This is a genomic window from Amycolatopsis roodepoortensis, from assembly GCF_014873915.1.
Taxonomy (GTDB): Bacteria; Actinomycetota; Actinomycetes; order Mycobacteriales; family Pseudonocardiaceae; genus Amycolatopsis; species Amycolatopsis roodepoortensis.
This window is the reverse complement of the sequence record NZ_JADBEJ010000008.1, coordinates 1,002,996-1,020,546: the sequence shown is the minus strand read 5'-3', so window position 1 is coordinate 1,020,546 and position 17,551 is coordinate 1,002,996. Positions and strand designations below refer to the sequence as shown.

General features: G+C 69.5%; 13 protein-coding genes. 5 read left to right on the top strand and 8 right to left on the bottom strand.

Annotation, left to right across the window (positions count from 1 at the left end):
- The first annotated feature begins 53 nt into the window (after nt 1-53).
- Entirely contained in the window at nt 54-791 is a 738-nt protein-coding gene (locus tag H4W30_RS42690; protein WP_192747842.1) for a DUF4333 domain-containing protein, read from the top strand.
- Nucleotides 792-914: 123 nt separating this feature from the next.
- Here the strand turns inward: H4W30_RS42690 and H4W30_RS42685 are convergent, their stop codons facing one another.
- The 5 genes from H4W30_RS42685 to eccCa form a co-directional block, all read right to left on the bottom strand.
- A complete protein-coding gene (locus H4W30_RS42685; RefSeq protein WP_125679971.1) occupies nt 915-1,199 on the bottom strand; it encodes a WXG100 family type VII secretion target in 285 nt (94 codons plus the stop codon).
- A gap of 54 nt (nt 1,200-1,253) precedes the next feature.
- A complete protein-coding gene (locus tag H4W30_RS42680) occupies nt 1,254-1,574 on the bottom strand; it encodes a WXG100 family type VII secretion target (RefSeq protein WP_091597926.1) in 321 nt (106 codons plus the stop codon).
- Between the two features lie 232 nt (nt 1,575-1,806).
- Entirely contained in the window at nt 1,807-2,169 is a 363-nt protein-coding gene (locus tag H4W30_RS42675) for a hypothetical protein (protein ID WP_192747841.1), read from the bottom strand.
- Nucleotides 2,170-2,181: 12 nt separating this feature from the next.
- Nucleotides 2,182-4,122 carry a type VII secretion-associated protein gene (locus tag H4W30_RS42670; protein ID WP_192747840.1) on the bottom strand — a complete coding sequence of 647 codons (1,941 nt, stop codon included), beginning with the start codon at nt 4,120-4,122 and terminating at the stop codon, nt 2,182-2,184.
- A 51-nt stretch (nt 4,123-4,173) separates the two neighbouring features.
- Nucleotides 4,174-8,181, bottom strand: coding sequence for a type VII secretion protein EccCa (gene eccCa, locus H4W30_RS42665; protein WP_192747839.1), 4,008 nt, complete (start codon nt 8,179-8,181; stop codon nt 4,174-4,176).
- A gap of 469 nt (nt 8,182-8,650) precedes the next feature.
- On the opposite strand from eccCa, the gene eccD reads away from it, so the two are divergent.
- Nucleotides 8,651-10,015, top strand: a complete 1,365-nt coding sequence (eccD, locus tag H4W30_RS42660; RefSeq protein WP_126733359.1) for a type VII secretion integral membrane protein EccD — start codon at nt 8,651-8,653, stop codon at nt 10,013-10,015.
- Between the two features lie 23 nt (nt 10,016-10,038).
- Nucleotides 10,039-11,676: a type VII secretion-associated serine protease mycosin gene (mycP, locus tag H4W30_RS42655; protein ID WP_192747838.1), complete on the top strand. Its 1,638-nt coding sequence runs from the start codon at nt 10,039-10,041 to the stop codon at nt 11,674-11,676.
- A gap of 92 nt (nt 11,677-11,768) precedes the next feature.
- Here the strand turns inward: mycP and H4W30_RS42650 are convergent, their stop codons facing one another.
- The 3 genes from H4W30_RS42650 to eccB all read right to left on the bottom strand — a co-directional run bounded on the left by H4W30_RS42650 (nt 11,769) and on the right by eccB (nt 14,906).
- Nucleotides 11,769-12,905, bottom strand: a complete 1,137-nt coding sequence (locus tag H4W30_RS42650) for a WXG100 family type VII secretion target (protein ID WP_192747837.1) — start codon at nt 12,903-12,905, stop codon at nt 11,769-11,771.
- 5 nt (nt 12,906-12,910) lie between these two features.
- Nucleotides 12,911-13,225 (bottom strand): hypothetical protein, encoded by a 315-nt coding sequence (locus H4W30_RS42645; RefSeq protein WP_034304288.1) that lies wholly within the window; start codon nt 13,223-13,225, stop codon nt 12,911-12,913.
- Between the two features lie 67 nt (nt 13,226-13,292).
- Nucleotides 13,293-14,906, bottom strand: coding sequence for a type VII secretion protein EccB (eccB, locus tag H4W30_RS42640; protein ID WP_192747836.1), 1,614 nt, complete (start codon nt 14,904-14,906; stop codon nt 13,293-13,295).
- Nucleotides 14,907-15,464: 558 nt separating this feature from the next.
- On the opposite strand from eccB, the gene eccE reads away from it, so the two are divergent.
- Together eccE and H4W30_RS42630 are read left to right on the top strand one after the other, a co-directional pair.
- On the top strand, nt 15,465-16,646 hold the full coding sequence (gene eccE, locus H4W30_RS42635; RefSeq protein WP_192748032.1) for a type VII secretion protein EccE: 1,182 nt from the start codon (nt 15,465-15,467) through the stop codon (nt 16,644-16,646).
- Nucleotides 16,643-17,365, top strand: a complete 723-nt coding sequence (locus tag H4W30_RS42630; RefSeq protein WP_126733355.1) for a hypothetical protein — start codon at nt 16,643-16,645, stop codon at nt 17,363-17,365. Before eccE ends, H4W30_RS42630 begins: the two co-directional genes overlap by 4 nt.
- Nucleotides 17,366-17,551 lie beyond the last annotated feature (186 nt).

Sequence of the window (17,551 nt, the reverse complement as noted above, 5' to 3'; positions counted from 1 at the left end):
GCCCGCTTTCGTCCCGACGCCGTGAAGTTCCCGAAGTCCCGAGGTGACCACCGATGAGCCAGCCCCCCGACCAGCAGCCGCAACAGCCGCAGCAGTGGTGGCAGCCGCCCGCGAATCCCGCGAACCAGCAGCAGGGCTGGCAGCAGGAGGGCCAGGCCACCGGGCCGCACGCCGGGCAGTGGCAGCAGAACGACCCGAACGCGGCGACCACCGGTTCCTACACGGGACAATGGCAGCAGCAGCCCGGCGTCACCGGCTCCTTTTCCGGGCCCTGGCAGCAAAGCGGTGCCCCCGCGCCCGGAACGGCGTGGCAGCAGCAACCGTCGCAGCAGCCCATGCCGCAGCAGCAGGATTGGCAGGCACAGCAACAGGTTCCGAGCGCTCCCCCGCAGGGACAGTACGGCGGCGGGTTCCAGCCCGCCCAGTCTTCCCAGTACGGCGGGCTCGGCGCTTTCGGGGCGGAGCCGAAGAAACCCAAGGCTTCCAAGAAGACCCTGCTGATCGGCGGGGCCGCCGCGGCCGTCTTGATCGCGGGCGGCGTCGGCGCCTGGCTGCTCGGCGCGTTCTCGGGCGACACGCTCGACCAGAAGTCGGTCCAGGACGGTGTCGTCCGCGTGCTCAACGAGCACTACGGGGAGCCGGACGTGAAGAACGTGTCCTGTCCTTCCGGCCAGCCGGTGGAGAACGGCACCACGTTCGACTGCTCGATCGATCTTTCGGGGCAGCAGAAGAAGGTCACCGTCCGGGTGCTGAACACCAGCCCGGAATTCGAGGTCGGCGCGCCGCACTGACCCTCGACCCGACGAGAAAAGCCGCGACGGAAACCGTCGCGGCTTTTCTTTTACCACAAACGAAACGGCGGGCTCGGCATCCGAAGATGCCTGCCCGCCGTTGCTCGTTCGGAGCCGGAAGACTCAGAACAGGCCGGTGACGCCCTGTTCCGTGGCCTGGTAACCGTCGGCCAGCTGCGGCAGCACGCCGGCGACCTGCGCGAGCAGCTGCTTGAGCTCCTCGAACTTGTTGTCCCACTCGGTCTGCGCGGCGATGTACGCGGTCTGCGCGTCACCCTGCCAGGTGTTGACCAGCGGAGCGAGGTCGCTCTTCAGCTGACCGAAGAGGGACTCCAGCTCGCCACCGGTGCTCTTGCAGTCGTCGGCCGCCGCGTGGATCGTGGCGTAATCGACCTTCATCTCGCCCATGAATTCCTCCAGTGATTAAAGAAAAGTCTCGGATTGTTGCGGGGTGGAGCCAGATCAGCCGAGGACGCCGAAGCCCTTGTTGACCGAGTTGATGAGTTCCTGCTGCTGCTGCTCGGAAGCGTTGTACTTCGAGCCGGCCTGCTCGAGCAGGTCACCGATGTTCTGGAGGGCCTGGTTGAGCCCACGGCCCGCCTCGTCGAAGCGCTTCATCACGTTGTTGAACGCGATCGAGGCGTCGCCGGTCCAGCCCGCGCGGGTGGCCTCGATGTTGTCGCGAAGCTTGCTCAGGTTCTGGTCCATCGAAACGCGAACCTCGGTCACCCGCTTCTCAGCCTGGGTGAACTGCTCGACATTCCCCTGAAAACCGCCAGCCATGGGAGCTACCCCCTTCGTTCGTGGTTATCCGTACTTGGTGAAGTTCGTTTGGTACGGACCTACGACGGAGACACTGCCACGTCTGGTTCCCTCTTGTCGCTCGTTGGTTTCAAGTAGTTGCTTGCGTTAACGCTCCCGGCGGGAACCGAACGCGGGAACCCGGCGCGTGCGCTGCGTTTCCCGTGGAGAAAATGGCTCTCACCACGCGATTTAGCGAACGCACACAGGCGGCTCAATCGCCGCGGCTCATGATTCGCGACTGCGAAAAGTCCTCGTCGTCGTCACCCACACGTGGCCGTCGGGGCGCCGGTTCTGGCCGAAGGGGAACCAAGTCCGCCGCGGAGGGCAACGGGGGAACCGGAAGACCGGCGCCCACCCGGAACCGTTTCGCGGCGTTCCGGAGGGCGGCGGGGGTCGGCGCGGTCTCGCCGCCCGCGAGCCGTCCCTTGCCGAATTGCTTCGCCAGTTCGGCGTTCTCGCCCCGACGGCGTTCGTAACGCGCCTTGGCCGTGCGGGCGACCTGCCGCGCATAGGTGACCGCGTCGCGCCCTGTACGCGCGAAGTGTTCGGCGGCGGTCTCGGGTTCGGGTGGCATATGCCTCCCCCTTCAGTTGATGACCACCATCGTCTTGACGACCTGCTCGCAGGCCGCGCTCACGCGTTGTTCGAGCGGTGAGCCGGTGCCGTACTGGCACCCGATGTGGACGCGAGTCTTTCCCTGCACGACGACGTACCAGTCGACGCGCGCGCTCGGTTTGGTCTCGCGGTAGTAGACGACGGTCTTGCCGGCGTACTGCGTGGCGCCGTTGAAGCCGCTGTATTTGGCCGGCTCTCGCTGTGCCTCGGCGCTGAGTTCGTCGACGAGCTTCTGTCTGTCGGCCGTCGCGTCGTACGTCATCACGAATTCCTGGGCGACCACGAGGTCGTCGCCGGTGAGGGAGTCGCTGGGGTGGATCACCACCTGACGCTTGGCGACGCGGTCGTCGGTCTGGGTCCAGTCCGGCGGCGCGATGAAGCGGTAGTCGTACTGGGCGAGCGTGCGGCCCTCCGGCTCGGCCTCCCCGCTGTTGACCGCGAAGAGGATGCCTCCGGCGACCGCCGCGACGGCCACCACTGCCGCGGCGATGATCCAGGGCAGCTTCTTGTTCTTCCCGCCGGTCTCGGCGGGCTTGGGCTCCCTGGCGGGCTCCCCCGGCCGCCACGGCGGCGGAGGTGCCGCTATCCCCTGCTGTCCCATCGGCGGCGACGGCGGCCCCTGCTGCCGCGTCGCGTTTAGCGGGCTAAACGCGCTCTGTGGGGGCGGGCCGGGCGGGAACGGTGGGCGCGGGGCATCGGGACGCCGGTCGGCGGGAGCGGGGCCACCGCCGGCCCGGGAGACCGCGGAACCCGCGAGGGAACCCGTGCGGTCCGGGTCGATCAGCACCGCGCGCAGGGCGCCTCGGGCGACCACGGTCTCCGGCTGATCCAGGGTCGTCGGTACGACACCGGTCCGCTCGTGCACCAGCCGGGAAACCATCGGGATCCGGCTCGACCCGCCCACGAGGAAGATCGCCGTCAGCTGCTTGGGCCGCAGCCCGGAATCCCCGATCGCGGCCACGGTCAGCTCGACCGCGCGGCCGAGCGGGCCCGCGATGAGCCGCTCGAGGTCTTCCCGGGTCACATGCGCGTCGGCGAACGGCGGCGGCATCGGGACGTCGGTGTACGCGTGCCGCGAGAGCGTCTCCTTCGCGCCGCGCACGTCCTGCCGCAGGACCCGGCGCCGCCGTCTGTCCGTGAGCTCGCGACCCTCGACGAGCTTTCGCCATTCCGGCGGGTCGGCCGACGACACCAGCGAACCCACGTGCTCCAGGAGCGCCTGATCGACGTCCGCTCCCCCGAAGCTCGGATCGCCCCGGGTGGCCAGCACCTGGAACCCGGCGCGTTTAGCGGGCGAACTGCGATCCGCCGGGCTGCCGGGCATGCGCTGCACCACGGAGACGTCGACGGTGCCGCCGCCGAGGTCGAGGACCGCCAGCGCGTCGCCGGGGCGGCCGCTGAACTCGACGGTGCGTTCGGAATTGAGGTCGGCCGGGGCGAACGTCGCAGCGTGGTAGACCGCCGCGGCGACCGGCTCCGGCACGAGCGCGACCTGGCGCGCGAGCCCGTTCGCCGCCTGCCGGAGCAGCCGGGTGCGGGTCGCGCCCCAATCGGCGGGGTGGGTCAGCACGAGCAGCTCGACCTCGGCGTCGCCGGCGAGCCGGCGCGCCTCGGTCACCGCGCGCTTCAGCACGGCGTGGACGACGTCGGTCACGCGCAGGACGTTGTCGCCCAGCAGCAGGTCGCCCTCGTCGATCCGGCGCTTCGGATTCGGCTCGTAGCGCGACGGATCCACCGCGGCCTGCCGCTCCGCCTCCTGGCCGACGAACAGCGTGCCGTCCGGCGCGGCGTAGACCGCCGACGACATCAAGGGCTGCCCGTCCACCACGACGACCTGCGGCTCGCGGCCGTTGATCGAAGCGACTACGCAGGTGCTCGATGTCCCGAAGTCCACCGCTACCCGCACTGTCACAAGCCACTCCCGCAGATCATCGTCGTCACCCCACGCCCGGCCGTCGCCTCATCAGTCCGGCTGGATCCACGAGACCTGCATGAGCTGCTTGCCGTGCTTCCGGGTGACGAGGTTGCCTCGGCCCGGCGGCATCTGGCTCGGCTTCACGTTGGCGACGAGGTTGCCCTCGTCCCGCGAGCCGTTCATGACCATACCGGGCGCCGCGATCTCCCTGAGCTTGCCGAGGATCGGGTCGAACATCGCCCGGCTCGCGCCACCACTGCGGCGCACGACGACGATGTGCAGACCGACGTCCTTCGCCTGCGCGAGGAATTCGGCGAGCGGCTTCAGCGGGTTGCTCGTCTGCGTGGCGACCAGGTCGTAGTCGTCGACGATGACGAACAGCTCGGGACCGGTCCACCAGGACCGGGTCTTGAGCTGCTCCTGCGTGACGTCCGGACCGGGGAGGCGCCGGGTCATCGACCCGTGCACGTCCTTGACCATGCTCTCCAGCTGCGCGGCGGACACCGCGTAGCCGAGCAGCTGGTCCCCGCCGATGAAGCCGAGCATCGTGCGCCGGTAGTCGACGAGGATGATGACCGCTTCCTGCGTCGTGTACCGCTCGGTGATGCCCCTGGTGATCTGGCGCAGCAGGTTCGTCTTGCCCGACTCGCCGTCCGCGAACGCGTAGAAGTGCGAATCGGCCGCGAAGTCCAGGTAGATCGGCTGGAGGTCTTCCTCGTTGACGCCGATCGGCACCAGCTTCGTGTTGCGCTTGGTGTCGATGGACAGGACCTCGTCGTAGGTGACCATCTCGGGCAGCAGGCGGACCTGCGGCGCCGGGCGGCCCTTCCACGCGGCCTTGATCTTCGCGACCGCGTCGGCGACACCGGCGGCGACGTCGTCCGGGTTGCTCGATCCGTCGATGCGGGGAAGACCGGTCAGCAGGTGGAGCTTGTCCCTGGTGAGGCCGCGGCCGGGACGTCCGGCCGGGACGTTCACCGCGACGCGGCGGTCGATGTCCGACTCGCTCGGGTCACCGAGGCGGAGCTCGAACCGGGTACCGATCATGTCCTTGATCGCCGGGCGGATGTCCGCCCACCGGTTCGCCGCGATGATGACGTGCACACCGTAGGAAAGACCCTGGGTGGCGAGCTTGGTGATCGAGGTCTCCAGCTCGTCGAAGTCGTCCCGCAGCGCCTTCCAGTTGTCGACGATCAGGAAGGCGTCACCGAAGGCGTCTTCCTCGGGCTTGATCTCGCCCCGCCGCTTGCGGTTGCGGAACTCGTTCATCGAGTCGATGCCCATGGCACCGAACCGGCCTTCCCGCTCGGTGAGCAGGGTGGTCAGCTCGGCCACGATCCGGCGGGCCTTGTCCGGCTCGCGCCGGGCGACGGCCACGCCACCGACGTGCGGCAGGCCCTGGAGACCGGCCAACGTACCGCCACCGAGGTCGAGCGCGTAGAACTGCGCTTCCTCGGGGGTGTGGGTCAGCGCCATCGACATGATCAGCGTCCGGAGCATGGTCGACTTGCCCGACTGCGGACCGCCGACGATCACACCGTGCCCGGCGCCACCGGAGAAGTCGGCCCACAGCAGGTCACGACGCTGCTCGTACGGGCGGTCGACGATGCCCATCGGCACCTGGAGCCGTCCGTTGCCGAAGAACCCGACCGGGGAAAGACCGCGGTCGTCGGTGGGGTTCAAGTTCGGGAGCAGGGTGTCGAGCGAGTTCGGCTCCTTGAGCGGCGGCAGCCAGACCTCGTGCGCGGGCGGGCCCTGGCCGATCAGCCGGGACACGATCACGTCGAGCTCGCTGGGCTCGACGGCCTCCTCCGACTTGGCCTCTTCCACCGGCGCGGCCTCGATCTGCTGCGGCTCCGGTTCCTTCGGCAGTTCGACGAAGTCCGGGACGAACAGCTGCGGGCGCTTGTCCGCGCGGACCACCGTCGCGACCGGACCCGCCGCCTTGATACCCGCGGGCCGGTACGGGCCCGAGACGTAGGAGGCCTTGAAGCGGACCAGCGTAGAGGTGTCGTACTTGAGGTATCCGCCACCGGGCACGGACGGCAGCTCGAACGCGTCGGGCACGCCGATCGCGGCACGGGATTCCGCGGCGGAGAAGGTCTTCAGACCGATGCGGTACGACAGGTGCGAGTCGAGACCGCGCAGCTTGCCCTCTTCCAGCCGCTGCGACGCGAGGAGCATGTGCATCTGCAGCGACCGGCCCAGACGGCCGATGGCGACGAACAGGTCGATGAAGTCCGGCTTGGCGGCCAGCAGCTCGGAGAACTCGTCACAGACGATGAAGAGCGCGGGCAGCGGGTCGAGGTCGGCGCCGTTCTCGCGGGCCTTCTCGTACTCCCAGACGTTCTTGAAGTTACCGCCGTTCTTCAGCGCCTCCTGGCGCCTGTTCATCTCGCCCGCCAGCGCGTCCTTCATGCGGTCGACCAGCGTGACCTCGTCCGCGAGGTTGGTGATGACCGCGGAGACGTGCGGCGCGGCGTCCAAGCCGAGGAACGTCGCACCACCCTTGAAGTCGACGAGGACGAAGTTCAGCGTGCTCGACGAGTGCGTGGCGAGCATGCCCAGTACCAGCGTGCGGAGGAACTCCGACTTACCGGAACCGGTCGCCCCGATGCACAGGCCGTGCGGGCCCATGCCCTCCATCGCGGCTTCCTTGATGTCCAGCTCGACCGGCTGGCCGTACTCGCCGACGCCGAACGGGACGCGGTAACGGTCACGCACCGGGCGCGGCCGCCAGGCCTGCTGGACGTCGAAGGTCATCGGGTCGCCGGGGATGCCCAGCAGTTCGAGCAGACCGGGGTTGGACAGCAGCGGCTCTTCCTCGGCGGCGTCCTGCGCGGCGGTGCCGACGCGGTACGGCGCGAGAAGGCGTGCCAGCGCTTCGGCCTCGACCACGCTCAGCGTGTCCGGACGGCCGAACCACTCGACGCCGCCGGCGCTGCGCGCGCCGAGGCGGTCTTCCTCGACGACCAGCCGCAGACCACGACGGGCCGCGAGGTTGCCGATGGAGTCGGAAAGGTCGATCAGGGTGACGCCGACCAGACCCTCTTCGAGGATGATCTGCTCTTCGCGGGTGACCTCGGCGTCGTCGACGATGATGACGACGTGCGGCTGGTCCGGGGCGGGCGTCGCGTTGCGGGAGAAGCGCTGGCGGTCACGGAGTTCTTCGTCGAGCCACTGCTCGATCTGCGCGAGGGAGCCCGCCATCATCCGCAGCTGGCCGATACCGTCGGCGAGCGCCGGGTGCTGCGCGTGCGGCAGCCACTTCGCCCACTCCCACTCCTCCTTGGCGCGGCCCGCCGTGGCGACCGCGATGAGGACGTCGTCGGGGCTGTGGAAGGTGACCAGCTGGGCCAGCATCGCGCGGGTGAGGCCACGGGTGAGGCCGCGGTCGCCCTGCATGCTGACCGCGGCGAACCCGCGGAGGGTGATCTGGGTCGGCAGGTCCGGGACGATCGAGTGCGCGCGGACGAACCGGCGCAGGGCGAGCGTGGCGATCGGCTCCAGCTCGTCGACCGGGCCGGTCTGCGGCGGCACCAGCCGCGTCGCGAGGCGGTGCGAGCTGCGGCCGACGCGGAGGTGGAGGAAGTCCTGGTCGTTCTGGCGGCGTTCCCACATGCGGCGGCTCGCGGCCAGGGACCACAGGGTCTGCGGGTCGGGGTGGACCCATTCGAGAGCGGCGCGCTGATCGACCATGGCCTCACGGGCCCTGTCGCGCATCTGGCCGAGGTAGCGCAGGTAGTCCTTGCGGTCCTCGTCCATCTCGGCCTTTTTGGCGCCGCCGCCCTTGCCCGCGCCGCCGGCCATCATGCCGACGGTGCTGAGCACCATCATGCCGCCCATCATCATCATCATGGGATTGCGTCCACCGGTGGTGAACATGAAGATCATCATGCCGATGGAGGCGACGATCATCACCGCGGGAAGCAGCTTCATGACGATGTTGCCCGGGATGGTGCGCGGCACCTCAGGCGGCGGTTCGAGATGCACCTCGCCGCCCGGCGGCCGCGGCGCCGCCAGACGCGGTGACTTCTTGAACTGCAGCGTGCTCATCGAAGGACCCCTCTTCAAACTCGACGATGGCGGCCACCGTTGGTGCGCGTACTGGTGCGCGAGACAACCTATCGAACGTGACCGACGAAATCCGGACAACGCCGAGAACGGCCCCGGCCGGGGCCGTACGCATGTCGGGAGTGTAGGGCTCCGGCTCCGCCGACGTGCGTTTAGCGGCCTAACTGCGATCCGGCGCCCCAGACGCCCGACGTGCGTTTAGCCCCCTAATCGCGATCCGGCGGCCTGGGGCACCTGAGGGCCCAGGGCTCCGCCGCGTCACGATTAGCCCGCTAAAGTCGACGCGCCGGCAGCCGGTCGGAGGGCCCCCGGAGGTCGTCTCTCTTACTTTTGCCGGTCTTTTTCCGACAGTCGATGATGTGGGCACCCGGGTTCGGTATAGGTTCCCCCGGGAGCAGACTCTCAGGGCAGGGGGAAGGCAGTGGCAACGGGCACGACGGTATTCAGCAGGGTGACGGTGGTCGCGCCACGCACCCGGATCGACGTGGCTTTGCCGGCTGACGTCGCGGTGGCGGACCTGCTGCCCATGCTGTTGGAGATGGCGAAGGAGGCGACGCCGGACGGCGGCGCCCGCCACGGCGGCTGGGCGCTGGCGAAGCTGGGCGACGCGCCGCTCGACCCGAGCCGGACCCTCGCGTCCCTCGGCGTGGTCGACGGCGAGCTGCTGCAGCTGCGCAAGCGCAACGAGAACCCGCCGCCCCCGCTGTACGACGACGTCGTCGACGCGATCGCCGAGTCGTCCCCGGACAGCTTCCGTCCCTGGACCAAGGAGACGGCACGCCGCTTCGGGCACATCGCGGGCGGCCTGGCGCTGTTCTTCGCGGCCCTCGCGCTCTTCACCAGCGGCTCGCTGTACGGCGGCAACGCGCTCGCCGCCGCGATCGCGGGCGGTGTCGGCGCGATCGCGTGCGTCGCGATCGGCGCGACGCTGGCCAAGGCCTACCAGGCGGAGGCGACCGGCGTGCTGATCGCCGCCGCGGGCGGTCTGCCGCTCGCGTTCGTCAGCGGTTTCTACATCGTTCCGGGACTGTCCGTGTGGGCGAACCTGCTGCTCGCGAGCGCCCTCGTGATCATCGTGGCGGCGGTCTGCATCCTCGTCATCGGACACGGGATCACCACCTTCATCGCGGCCGCCACGACGGCGACGATCTCCGCGCTGACGTTCCTGGCCGCGACACTCATCGACACCCCGATCGCCGGGATCGCCGCCGGCGCCACGGCGTTCTCGCTGGCCTGCATCTCGCTCCTGCCGCGCGCGACGATCAAGCTCGCCGCCCTTCCGACGCCGCACGTTCCCGGCAGCGCCGAAGAGCTCAAGGAAGACTCGGGCTTCCCGGACTACCGCGCCATCGAACGCCGCACCGCGGTCGCCCACGAGTACATGACCGGTCTGCTGACCGGCTGCGGCGCGGCCACGGCGCTGTTCGCGATCATCGCCTCGACTTCCCCGACGGTCTTCGGCCCGATCCTCGGTGTGATCGCCACGCTGGTCCTGCTCCTCAGGGCGCGGGCGTACGCGAACGGCGCGCAGGCCATCGCCCTGCTGACCACCGGCATGGTGTCCGGCGCGGGCATCCTGCTCGGCTGGATGTGGTCGGCGAGCCCGCTGAACCGCGTCCTGTTCGTATTCGGCGCACTGCTGCTGATCGGCGCCGGCGCGCTCGTGGTCGGCGTGATCTTCCCGAACCAGCGCTTCTCGCCGCCGCTGCGGCGGACGGTGGAGATCTTCGAGGCCGTCTTCATCGCGACGGTGCTCCCGCTGGCGCTCGGCGTCATGGATCTCTACACGACGCTGCGCCACCTCAACTTCAAGTGACGACCCGATCGGATGATGCTCTGATGGCCGTAGCGCGGAAGTCCAGGGGGACGCGCGTCCGCCACCTCGGCCTCGCCGCACGTACCGGAACGGTACTGCTGGCGGCCGGAATCGGTGTTCTCTCGCCGGCGTCGGTGGCTCTTCCCGCGTGGGCGCAGCAAAGCAGCATCGCGCCGGACGCCGGCGGCTACTACGCGATCCCGCCCCGGGTGGATCCGTCCAAGAAGCCGACCGACACGGGCAAGCCGGACAAGACATACGAGAAGAAGACCGAGTGCGTCCAGCGCAGCAAGCTCGGCGGCGACCAGGTCGACATCAAGAACCGGCCTTGGGGCCAGGAGTACCTGCAGATCGAAAAGGTGCATCAGCTGATGCGCGGCGCCAAGAAGTCGGTCGGCGGCGGCATCAAGGTCGCCGTGATCGACACCGGCGTCTCCGCTCACCCGTACTTCGGGGGCCGTGTCGAATCCGGTGGTGACTACGTCGCGACACCCGGCGGAGGCAAGCCGCCTGGGCTCGAAGATTGCGATGGTCACGGCACCGAAGTAGCGGGGATCATCGCCGCGAACCCGCCCGACTCGAGCATCGGGTTCCGGGGGGTGGCGCCGGACGCCACGATCCTGTCGATCCGTCAATCCAGCCAGAACTACGAGGAAGTCGAGAAGAAGGAAGAGCCGGCTTCTTCCAACAACCCGGCTCCCCCTTCCTCGTCGAACAATCCGGGATCGCAGCTACCGCCGTCCTCTCAGGGGAACGGTGCCGTCGGCGGAACCACACCGGGCCAGGACAAGGGTGGACGGCAGCAGGAGCAGGGCAAGACCGCCGGCACGCTGACCACCCTCGCGCAGGCGGTGGTCCGCGCTGTCGACAAGGGCGCCAACGTCATCAACATGTCGGTCGACAACTGCCGCTCGGCCACCGGCGGGATCACCAAGACCGAGCAGGAGCTTCAGGCGGCGGTGAACTACGCCGTCAATCGCAATGTGGTCGTCGTCGCGGCGGCGGGCAACGTCGGCGACAAATGCGTGCAGAACGATCAACCGGACCCCAAAGTCCCCAAGACGATCGTCACTCCGCCTTGGTTCTCCGAAGACGTGCTGTCGGTCGCGGCGATCGACGAGACCGGCGGTGTCGCGGAATTCAGCGTCCACGGACCGTGGGTCAGTGTCGCCGCTCCGGGCACCAAGATCATCTCGCTGGATCCCGCGGAGGGGTCCAGCAGCCTGGCCAACCTGACCATCGAGGGCGGCAAGGATCCTGGCCCCATCCAAGGGACCAGCTTCGCCGCCCCGTACGTCGCCGGTGTGGCCGCGCTCGTGCGCCAGAAGTTCCCGGAGCTGAACGCCCGTGAGGTGATGACCCGGATCCAGGCGACGGCACAGCACCCCGCGGCGCCGGGCGGACGGGACAACTTCGTCGGCTTCGGTGTCATCGACCCGATCGCGGCGTTGACGGCGATCGTGCCGTCGGAGGCAGACAAGGCCAAGCCGGTCCAGCTGCCCGCGGACCTGCCGCCCGCGAACGACCGCGACCCCGCCCCGATGATCGTCGCGCTCGCCGGAACCGGCGGGGGCCTGGTGGCGCTGCTCGTCACGCTGTTCGTGGTGCACTCGGTCCGCCGCAACCGGCCGACCACCTCACCGGGCCGCAAGACCCCCTAGCACCTGCGTTTAGCGGGCTAAACGCGATCCGGGCTCGCCTGAGAGCCGCCCAGATCGCGTTTAGCCCGCTAAAGTCGCTCCGCCCGGGGCGCCTACTTGGCTGGCTTGGGCTTCGGAGCCGGCTTCTCGTCCTCGCCGATCACGGGCGGGACGACCTGGCCGGGCTCACCGACCACATCGGACGGTTTCGAGGCGGGCCGCGTCTTGGACTGGTGCGCCGTCTGGCCTCCGCCCATGCCGCCCATCCCCATCATCGGCGCCATCCCCATCGGCATCATCGCCGATCCGGCCCCGGCGACCCCATGCCCGTGCGCCGGAGCGGCCTGAACGGGCGCGACCTCCGGGACCAGCGCCTGCCCTTGCTGGATCGGCGGTTCCTGCGACCCGGTCTGCCTGCCGTCGGCCGCGGACGGCGACGTCGACTGATCGTCGGACGCCGCACCGGAATCCGCCTCAGCGGTGGCCTTTTCGGGCACCGGCGCGCCCTGCGCCTCGGACTCGTCGTGAAGCTTGAACTCGTCCTGCGGGTACCGGTGCGCGATTTCGATGCTCCGCGAGCCTGCGTCAGGATCGTCGACGCCGTCGCAAAATCGCACGAAGCCCTCGAGGACGTTACGAGCGGCTTCATAGAGCGCCTTGGCCGACTCCTGCGCCTCCTCCAGCTGGGTCCGCGCCCGCCGGACTCCACCGACCGGCAGCATCGCGGTCTCGGAGGTCAATTCGGCCGTGTCGACCAGGACCTCGACGAGGTCGGTCAGGATGCGGCGGATCGACAGCACCAGTTCGTCGAGCGAGCTCGCCAGCGTGCTGAGGGCGTCTTCGACATCGGAGCCCGCGGCATTGATGTCCACGATGTACGCGACGAAGGCGTCAGCGTCCTTGCCGGACCACCCGGCGTCGAGACGGCCGAGGTCCTCCGATAGTTCTTTCGAGACGTTGCCCGCGGTCTTCGCCGCTTTCCGGAGCAGGTCCGCCTCGGCCTTCAAGTCCTCCCAGCGCCCCGCCAGCGGGGTCAGGTAGGTCTCGACCGGATCGATCAGCCCCAGCTGGCCGGACAGCTCCGAAACGAAGGCGAGATGCGGCGCCGCGGCCTCGATCAGCTCCTCGCCACCCGACCCTGTCGCGTTTAGCGGGCTAAACGCGATTGGGGGCGCTTCGGGAGCCGCGGGACGTGCGGCCGCCATCGGGTGCGGGATGGAATCCGTCGGGTTCTCCGATTCGGCGATCATGCGGTTCAGAGCTCCACTGCGCGCTTGATCGTCTGCGCGGCCTCGTCGTCGTGCCCGGCGTGCCGCGCGGTCACCGTGTGCAGGGCCTCGGACGCCGACCTCAGCGCGGCCGCGCCTTCCACCAGCTGACGCCGGATGGCCTCGGCCGCACGCCCATAGGACGCGCCGAGGCCCAATTCCTCGCCCAGCGTGCCGTGGGATTCGACGGTGACGCCCTCACCCGTCACCTCCGCGGCCGCCAGATCCAGCTCTCCGGCGGCCGCGTCCACCCGTTTCGCATAGTCGCCGACGACATCGCCGTCGATCTTCAGGCCGGCCACTGCACCCTCCACTCACCCGATCCGCTCGGGCGTTGAGACGCTCGCGCCGTCCGAGGGGTTCCCGTGCTCAGTTACCCGCCGGAGCCTGCTGCGACTGCGTGGCGACTGAACCGGCCCTGTCGTCGATCGGCACGGTGTCGAACGTCCGGAGCACGTCCTGCGTGTTCAGCGAAGCGCCGGTGGGCAGGATCCTGACGATGGATTCGGGCGCGGGAACCCGCTTGTTGAGCCCGATCGAATCCGCCGTGACGGCGTCGGGGACGCCGTACCGGATCCCGCGATCGGAGATCAGCTGGATCGGCCCCTTGTCGAAGGTCTCCTTGCCGGTCGCCGACTGGACGACCGCCGCGAAGCCGGGCTCCATGTAGAAGCTGTTGATCGGCGCGCCGACCGGGCCGGGGGTACCGATCTTGACGCCGGGCGCGGATCCGTCGGCGTTCCGGCCCTTCGGCAGCTTGTCGTCGACGAACACGGCCGTGTGCGCGTCCCGGGAAGCGCCTTCACCGGTGATGGACCAGCTCAGGCAGGAGACCCGGGAGCCCTGGGTCGCGTTGAGCACCGTCGGCACGGTCTGGGGGTACGCGTCGAGCTCGACGACCTGGGAAACCCGCGTGAGGTTGCGGATCGCGGCCAGCGGCACGGACCTGACCGAGGTGCTGCCGTCGTTCTTCCCGGTCTTCACGATGTCCGCGACGGCCGGCGAGATGGCCTGGATGCCTTCCCTCGTGATGAGGTGGAAGTCCTTCCGCCCTTCGGCCTGCTCCGTGGAGAACACGTCACCGACCTTCATGCCTTCGATCTCGTAGGCCGGGGTCTCGCCCTTGCCCGGGACGTCCGGGAGCTTCAGCTCCGGAACCTCGGGGATCGCGTCCAGCAGGCCCTGCGAGATACCGCGGGGCTGATTGGGCAGCTTCAGCGCGGAACGGACGGCGTCGGCGTCAGGCTGGATCTCGGCCTTGACGGCGTTCGCGTTCCGGGCGTTCGGGTCCGGCTTCTGCCGGTAGATCAGGTACTCGCGGCCGTTGGCGCCCTTGGCCAGCAAGGCTTCGTTCTGGCCGAGCTCACGGCTTCCGAGCTGCTTCACGCCCGCGTAGACGGTCGTCTCCGTCTTCGTGAGGTCCGGCTGAGGCACGGACGGGTCGTACATGACCTCGTCGCACACACCCCAGTCCGGGGAGACCCGCTGAGTGTCCGTCGGCATCAGCTGCGGGCCGTTCGGAATACCCATGAGCTGACCGCGGGGGATGTTCTTCAGCTGTTCATCCGAGACGACTGTGGGGTTCTTCACTTCGGACGCCTGCGTGGGCCCGGAAGGCTTGGCACCCGCCTGCTGCGCCCCCTGTTTCGACTGCGCGATGATCAGCAGCCGCGCGGAGGCGAGGTTGAAGGTCGGGATCAGTTTTTTCGGGTTCCCGGCCACGACGTAAACCGTTCCGGACTGTTCGCCGATGACGATGTTGCCCGCTTCCGGCACGGCGGGCTTCGGGCTCAGCAGGCCCCAGATGACGAAGACCAGGACGCCCAGCGCGGCCAGCACGACACCCACGATGGTGGCCCGCGTGTGCGTGCGCATCGGGTCGTGGAGCATGACGGCGTCGCGACGGACCAGCGCGGATTGCATCCGTCGCAGAACGAACTGATAAGCCTGAACTTGAGACTTAGTAGTCGGTGTTGATGGCATTCTCGACCTACAGTCCTCCCCGTCGCGGTACGGTTCCGCAGGATAGCCGTACGGGGACCGTCTGGTGTGGGGTTTCTACCAACTCCAGCTAGTGTCAAGTTCCTCGGGACCGGCTTTCCGGGTACGCAGCAAGCACGAGGGGAAGAGAAAGCGCGGATGTCCGTCACCACTCCTCCACGTCCGCCCGGCCCTCCGGGGCCGCAACCTCCTGGTCGTCCGCCGGGACCGCCGCCAAGGCCCGGCAGACCGGGTGGTCCGGGCGGCCCGGCCGGAGGCCCGGGAGGTCCCGGTGTTCCTCGTGGTCCCGGGGGCCCAGGCGGCCCTGGAGGGCCTGGCGGACCGCAGGGTCCTGGCGGCCCCGGTGGTCCCGGAGGGCCCAAGGGCCCCGGCGGGCCTGGTGGTCCGGGAGGTCCCGGTGGACCTGGAGGGCCAGGCGGCCCTGGCGGTCCCCCGTCCGGCGGCCCCGGCCCGCAGTCCGGTCCCCCGCCCGCTCCGGTGGCACGGTTCGACGCGCCTGCGCGGCGCCGCACCGGCGGGATCAACCTCGGTCCGCTGCCCGTGGCGAACCTGGTCGTGCTCGAGCTCGGGCTTGCGATCGGTCTCGTCCTGCTCGCGATCGACATGAAGCTGAAGTACGTCGCGATCGGCGTGCTCGCGTTCGCGCTCATCATCGCGTTCCTGCGCTGGGGCGGCCGTTGGTTCACCCAATGGGCTGGACTCACCATGCGGTACACGTTCCGTTCGCACGATCGGGTCGCGAATCCGCTTCCGCCGAGCAGCCTCGAGTCGCTCGCCGCCGAAGAGGACGCCGTCACCGGCCCCGACGACGCCCGCGTGAACCTGCTGCGCCTCGCCGTTCCCGATCTTGTCGTCGCGCACGGCGTGGACCACGAACGCCAGCAGGTCGGCATCGCGTGGAACGACGGGACGTGGACCGCGGTCCTGCTCGTCGAACCCGCGCCCGCGCTGATCACCCAAGCCGGTGGCGCACCGAGCCTGCCGCTGTCCGCGCTCGCACCGTGCCTCGAAGACCGCGGTGTGGTCCTCGACTCGATCCAGATGATCTGGCACTGCTACCCGGGCAGCGCCGCGCTTCCGTCGGACTCGCCCGCCCTCAGCTCCTACATGGAGGTGCTCGGCCCGCTCCCCGCGGCGGCGCGGCGGACGACGTGGGTCGCCATCCGGCTCGACCCGCGCCGGTGCCCGGCCGCCATCCGCGAACGCGGCGGCGGCGTCGTGGGTGCGCATCGTGCCCTGATCGGCGCGCTCTCACGAGTGCGCAACGCCTTGGAATCGCAGGGTGTACCGACCCGGCCGCTCGACCCGGACGAGTTGCTGCGGTCCAGCATTTCGGCCGCCGAGCTGACCGCGGTCGCCGGTTCGCAGGGGAAGGTCGGTCTGCAGGAACGCTGGACCGGCGTCACCGCCGCCGGTATCGGCCACGCGAGCTACGCGATCACCAGCTGGCCGAAGGGCAAGATCAGCGGCAGCCTGAACGCGCTGACCAGTGTCCGCGCGCTGTCGGCGACGGTGGCGATGTCGATCTCGCCGTCCGCGGACGAGGGCAAGATCGGCCTGCGGGGAATCGTGCGCCTGAGCGCGCGGAACCCGCGTGAACTGGACGCGGCCGACCAACGGCTGCAGGGCATCTCGGACCGGCTGGGTGTGACGCTGACGCCGCTGCGCGGCCTGCAGATCTCCGGGTTCTCCGCGACTTTGCCGATCGGAGGCACGGCATGAGCACCCGCATGCGCGACGCCGGCCAGAGCGCCGGCGTCGCCCCGGAATTCACCGTCGACCCGGCGATGCTCGACGCGATCAGCCCATCCGGTGATCGCGGTGGCATCGTTCTCGGCTCCGGGCTCAAGGGCGAACCGCTGACGATCTCGGCGCTGCGCTCGACGCCGACCCGGATCGTGCTGGTCGGTGGCCTCTACCTGGCTCGCCAGGTAGCGCTGCGGGCGATGGCGGTCGGCGCGTGGGTCGTCGTCGCGACCGGACGTCCGGCCGCGTGGCAGGTGCTCCCCCAGGCCGCGGGGACCCAGCCGAACGGCAGGCCTTCGCCGCTGGTGCAGATCCGGCGGCTGTCGCCGGTGGACCTTCCGCGGCCCTCCGAGGACGCGCCCCTGCTTGTCGTGACCGACGGTGGCCCGACGCCGCAGGATCTGTTCCCGCCGCGGTCGCCGTGGCAGACGACGGTCTACGTGCTGCCGTACCTGCACCCGCAGGCCGGGGCGACCGCGAACGCCGCCGACCTGGTGCTGATGCAGCGACTCCCGCCGGGACAGGCCGAGCTGGCCGCCCGGATCTGGCGGCTCCCGCCCCAGATGATGAAGCAGCTCACGACGCTGAAGGACGACCAGGTGGTCGCCCTTGGCCGGAACCTCTGGCGCCCTCTTCGCCTGGTCACCACGGCGAAAGAGCAGCAGATCCTGGGCCCCGTGCGCCGCGGCGACTAACCCCGCCCGCGTCGACTTTAGCGGGCTAATCGTGCTCTGCGGGGGCACTGTCCTTTTCGGACGGTGCCCCCGTTTTGCGTCCTGCCCGCGTCGCGATTAGGCCGCTAAACGCGATCCGGGTCGCGGAGCCTGTCCGTCAAGGGGCAATAGCGCCGGCTGTGGATAGGCCGGGGGTTGTGGATAAAC

Bases quoted from the DNA above. Each gene is read 5' to 3' on its own strand.
- H4W30_RS42680 (WP_091597926.1), bottom strand. From the start codon at position 1,574: ATGGCTGGCGGTTTTCAGGGGAATGTCGAGCAGTTCACCCAGGCTGAG.
- eccCa (WP_192747839.1), bottom strand. From the start codon at position 8,181: ATGAGCACGCTGCAGTTCAAGAAGTCACCGCGTCTGGCGGCGCCGCGG.
- H4W30_RS42685 (WP_125679971.1), bottom strand. From the start codon at position 1,199: ATGGGCGAGATGAAGGTCGATTACGCCACGATCCACGCGGCGGCCGAC.
- H4W30_RS42690 (WP_192747842.1), top strand. From the start codon at position 54: ATGAGCCAGCCCCCCGACCAGCAGCCGCAACAGCCGCAGCAGTGGTGG.
- H4W30_RS42630 (WP_126733355.1), top strand. From the start codon at position 16,643: ATGAGCACCCGCATGCGCGACGCCGGCCAGAGCGCCGGCGTCGCCCCG.
- eccB (WP_192747836.1), bottom strand. From the start codon at position 14,906: ATGCCATCAACACCGACTACTAAGTCTCAAGTTCAGGCTTATCAGTTC.
- mycP (WP_192747838.1), top strand. From the start codon at position 10,039: ATGGCCGTAGCGCGGAAGTCCAGGGGGACGCGCGTCCGCCACCTCGGC.
- H4W30_RS42675 (WP_192747841.1), bottom strand. From the start codon at position 2,169: ATGCCACCCGAACCCGAGACCGCCGCCGAACACTTCGCGCGTACAGGG.
- H4W30_RS42650 (WP_192747837.1), bottom strand. From the start codon at position 12,905: ATGATCGCCGAATCGGAGAACCCGACGGATTCCATCCCGCACCCGATG.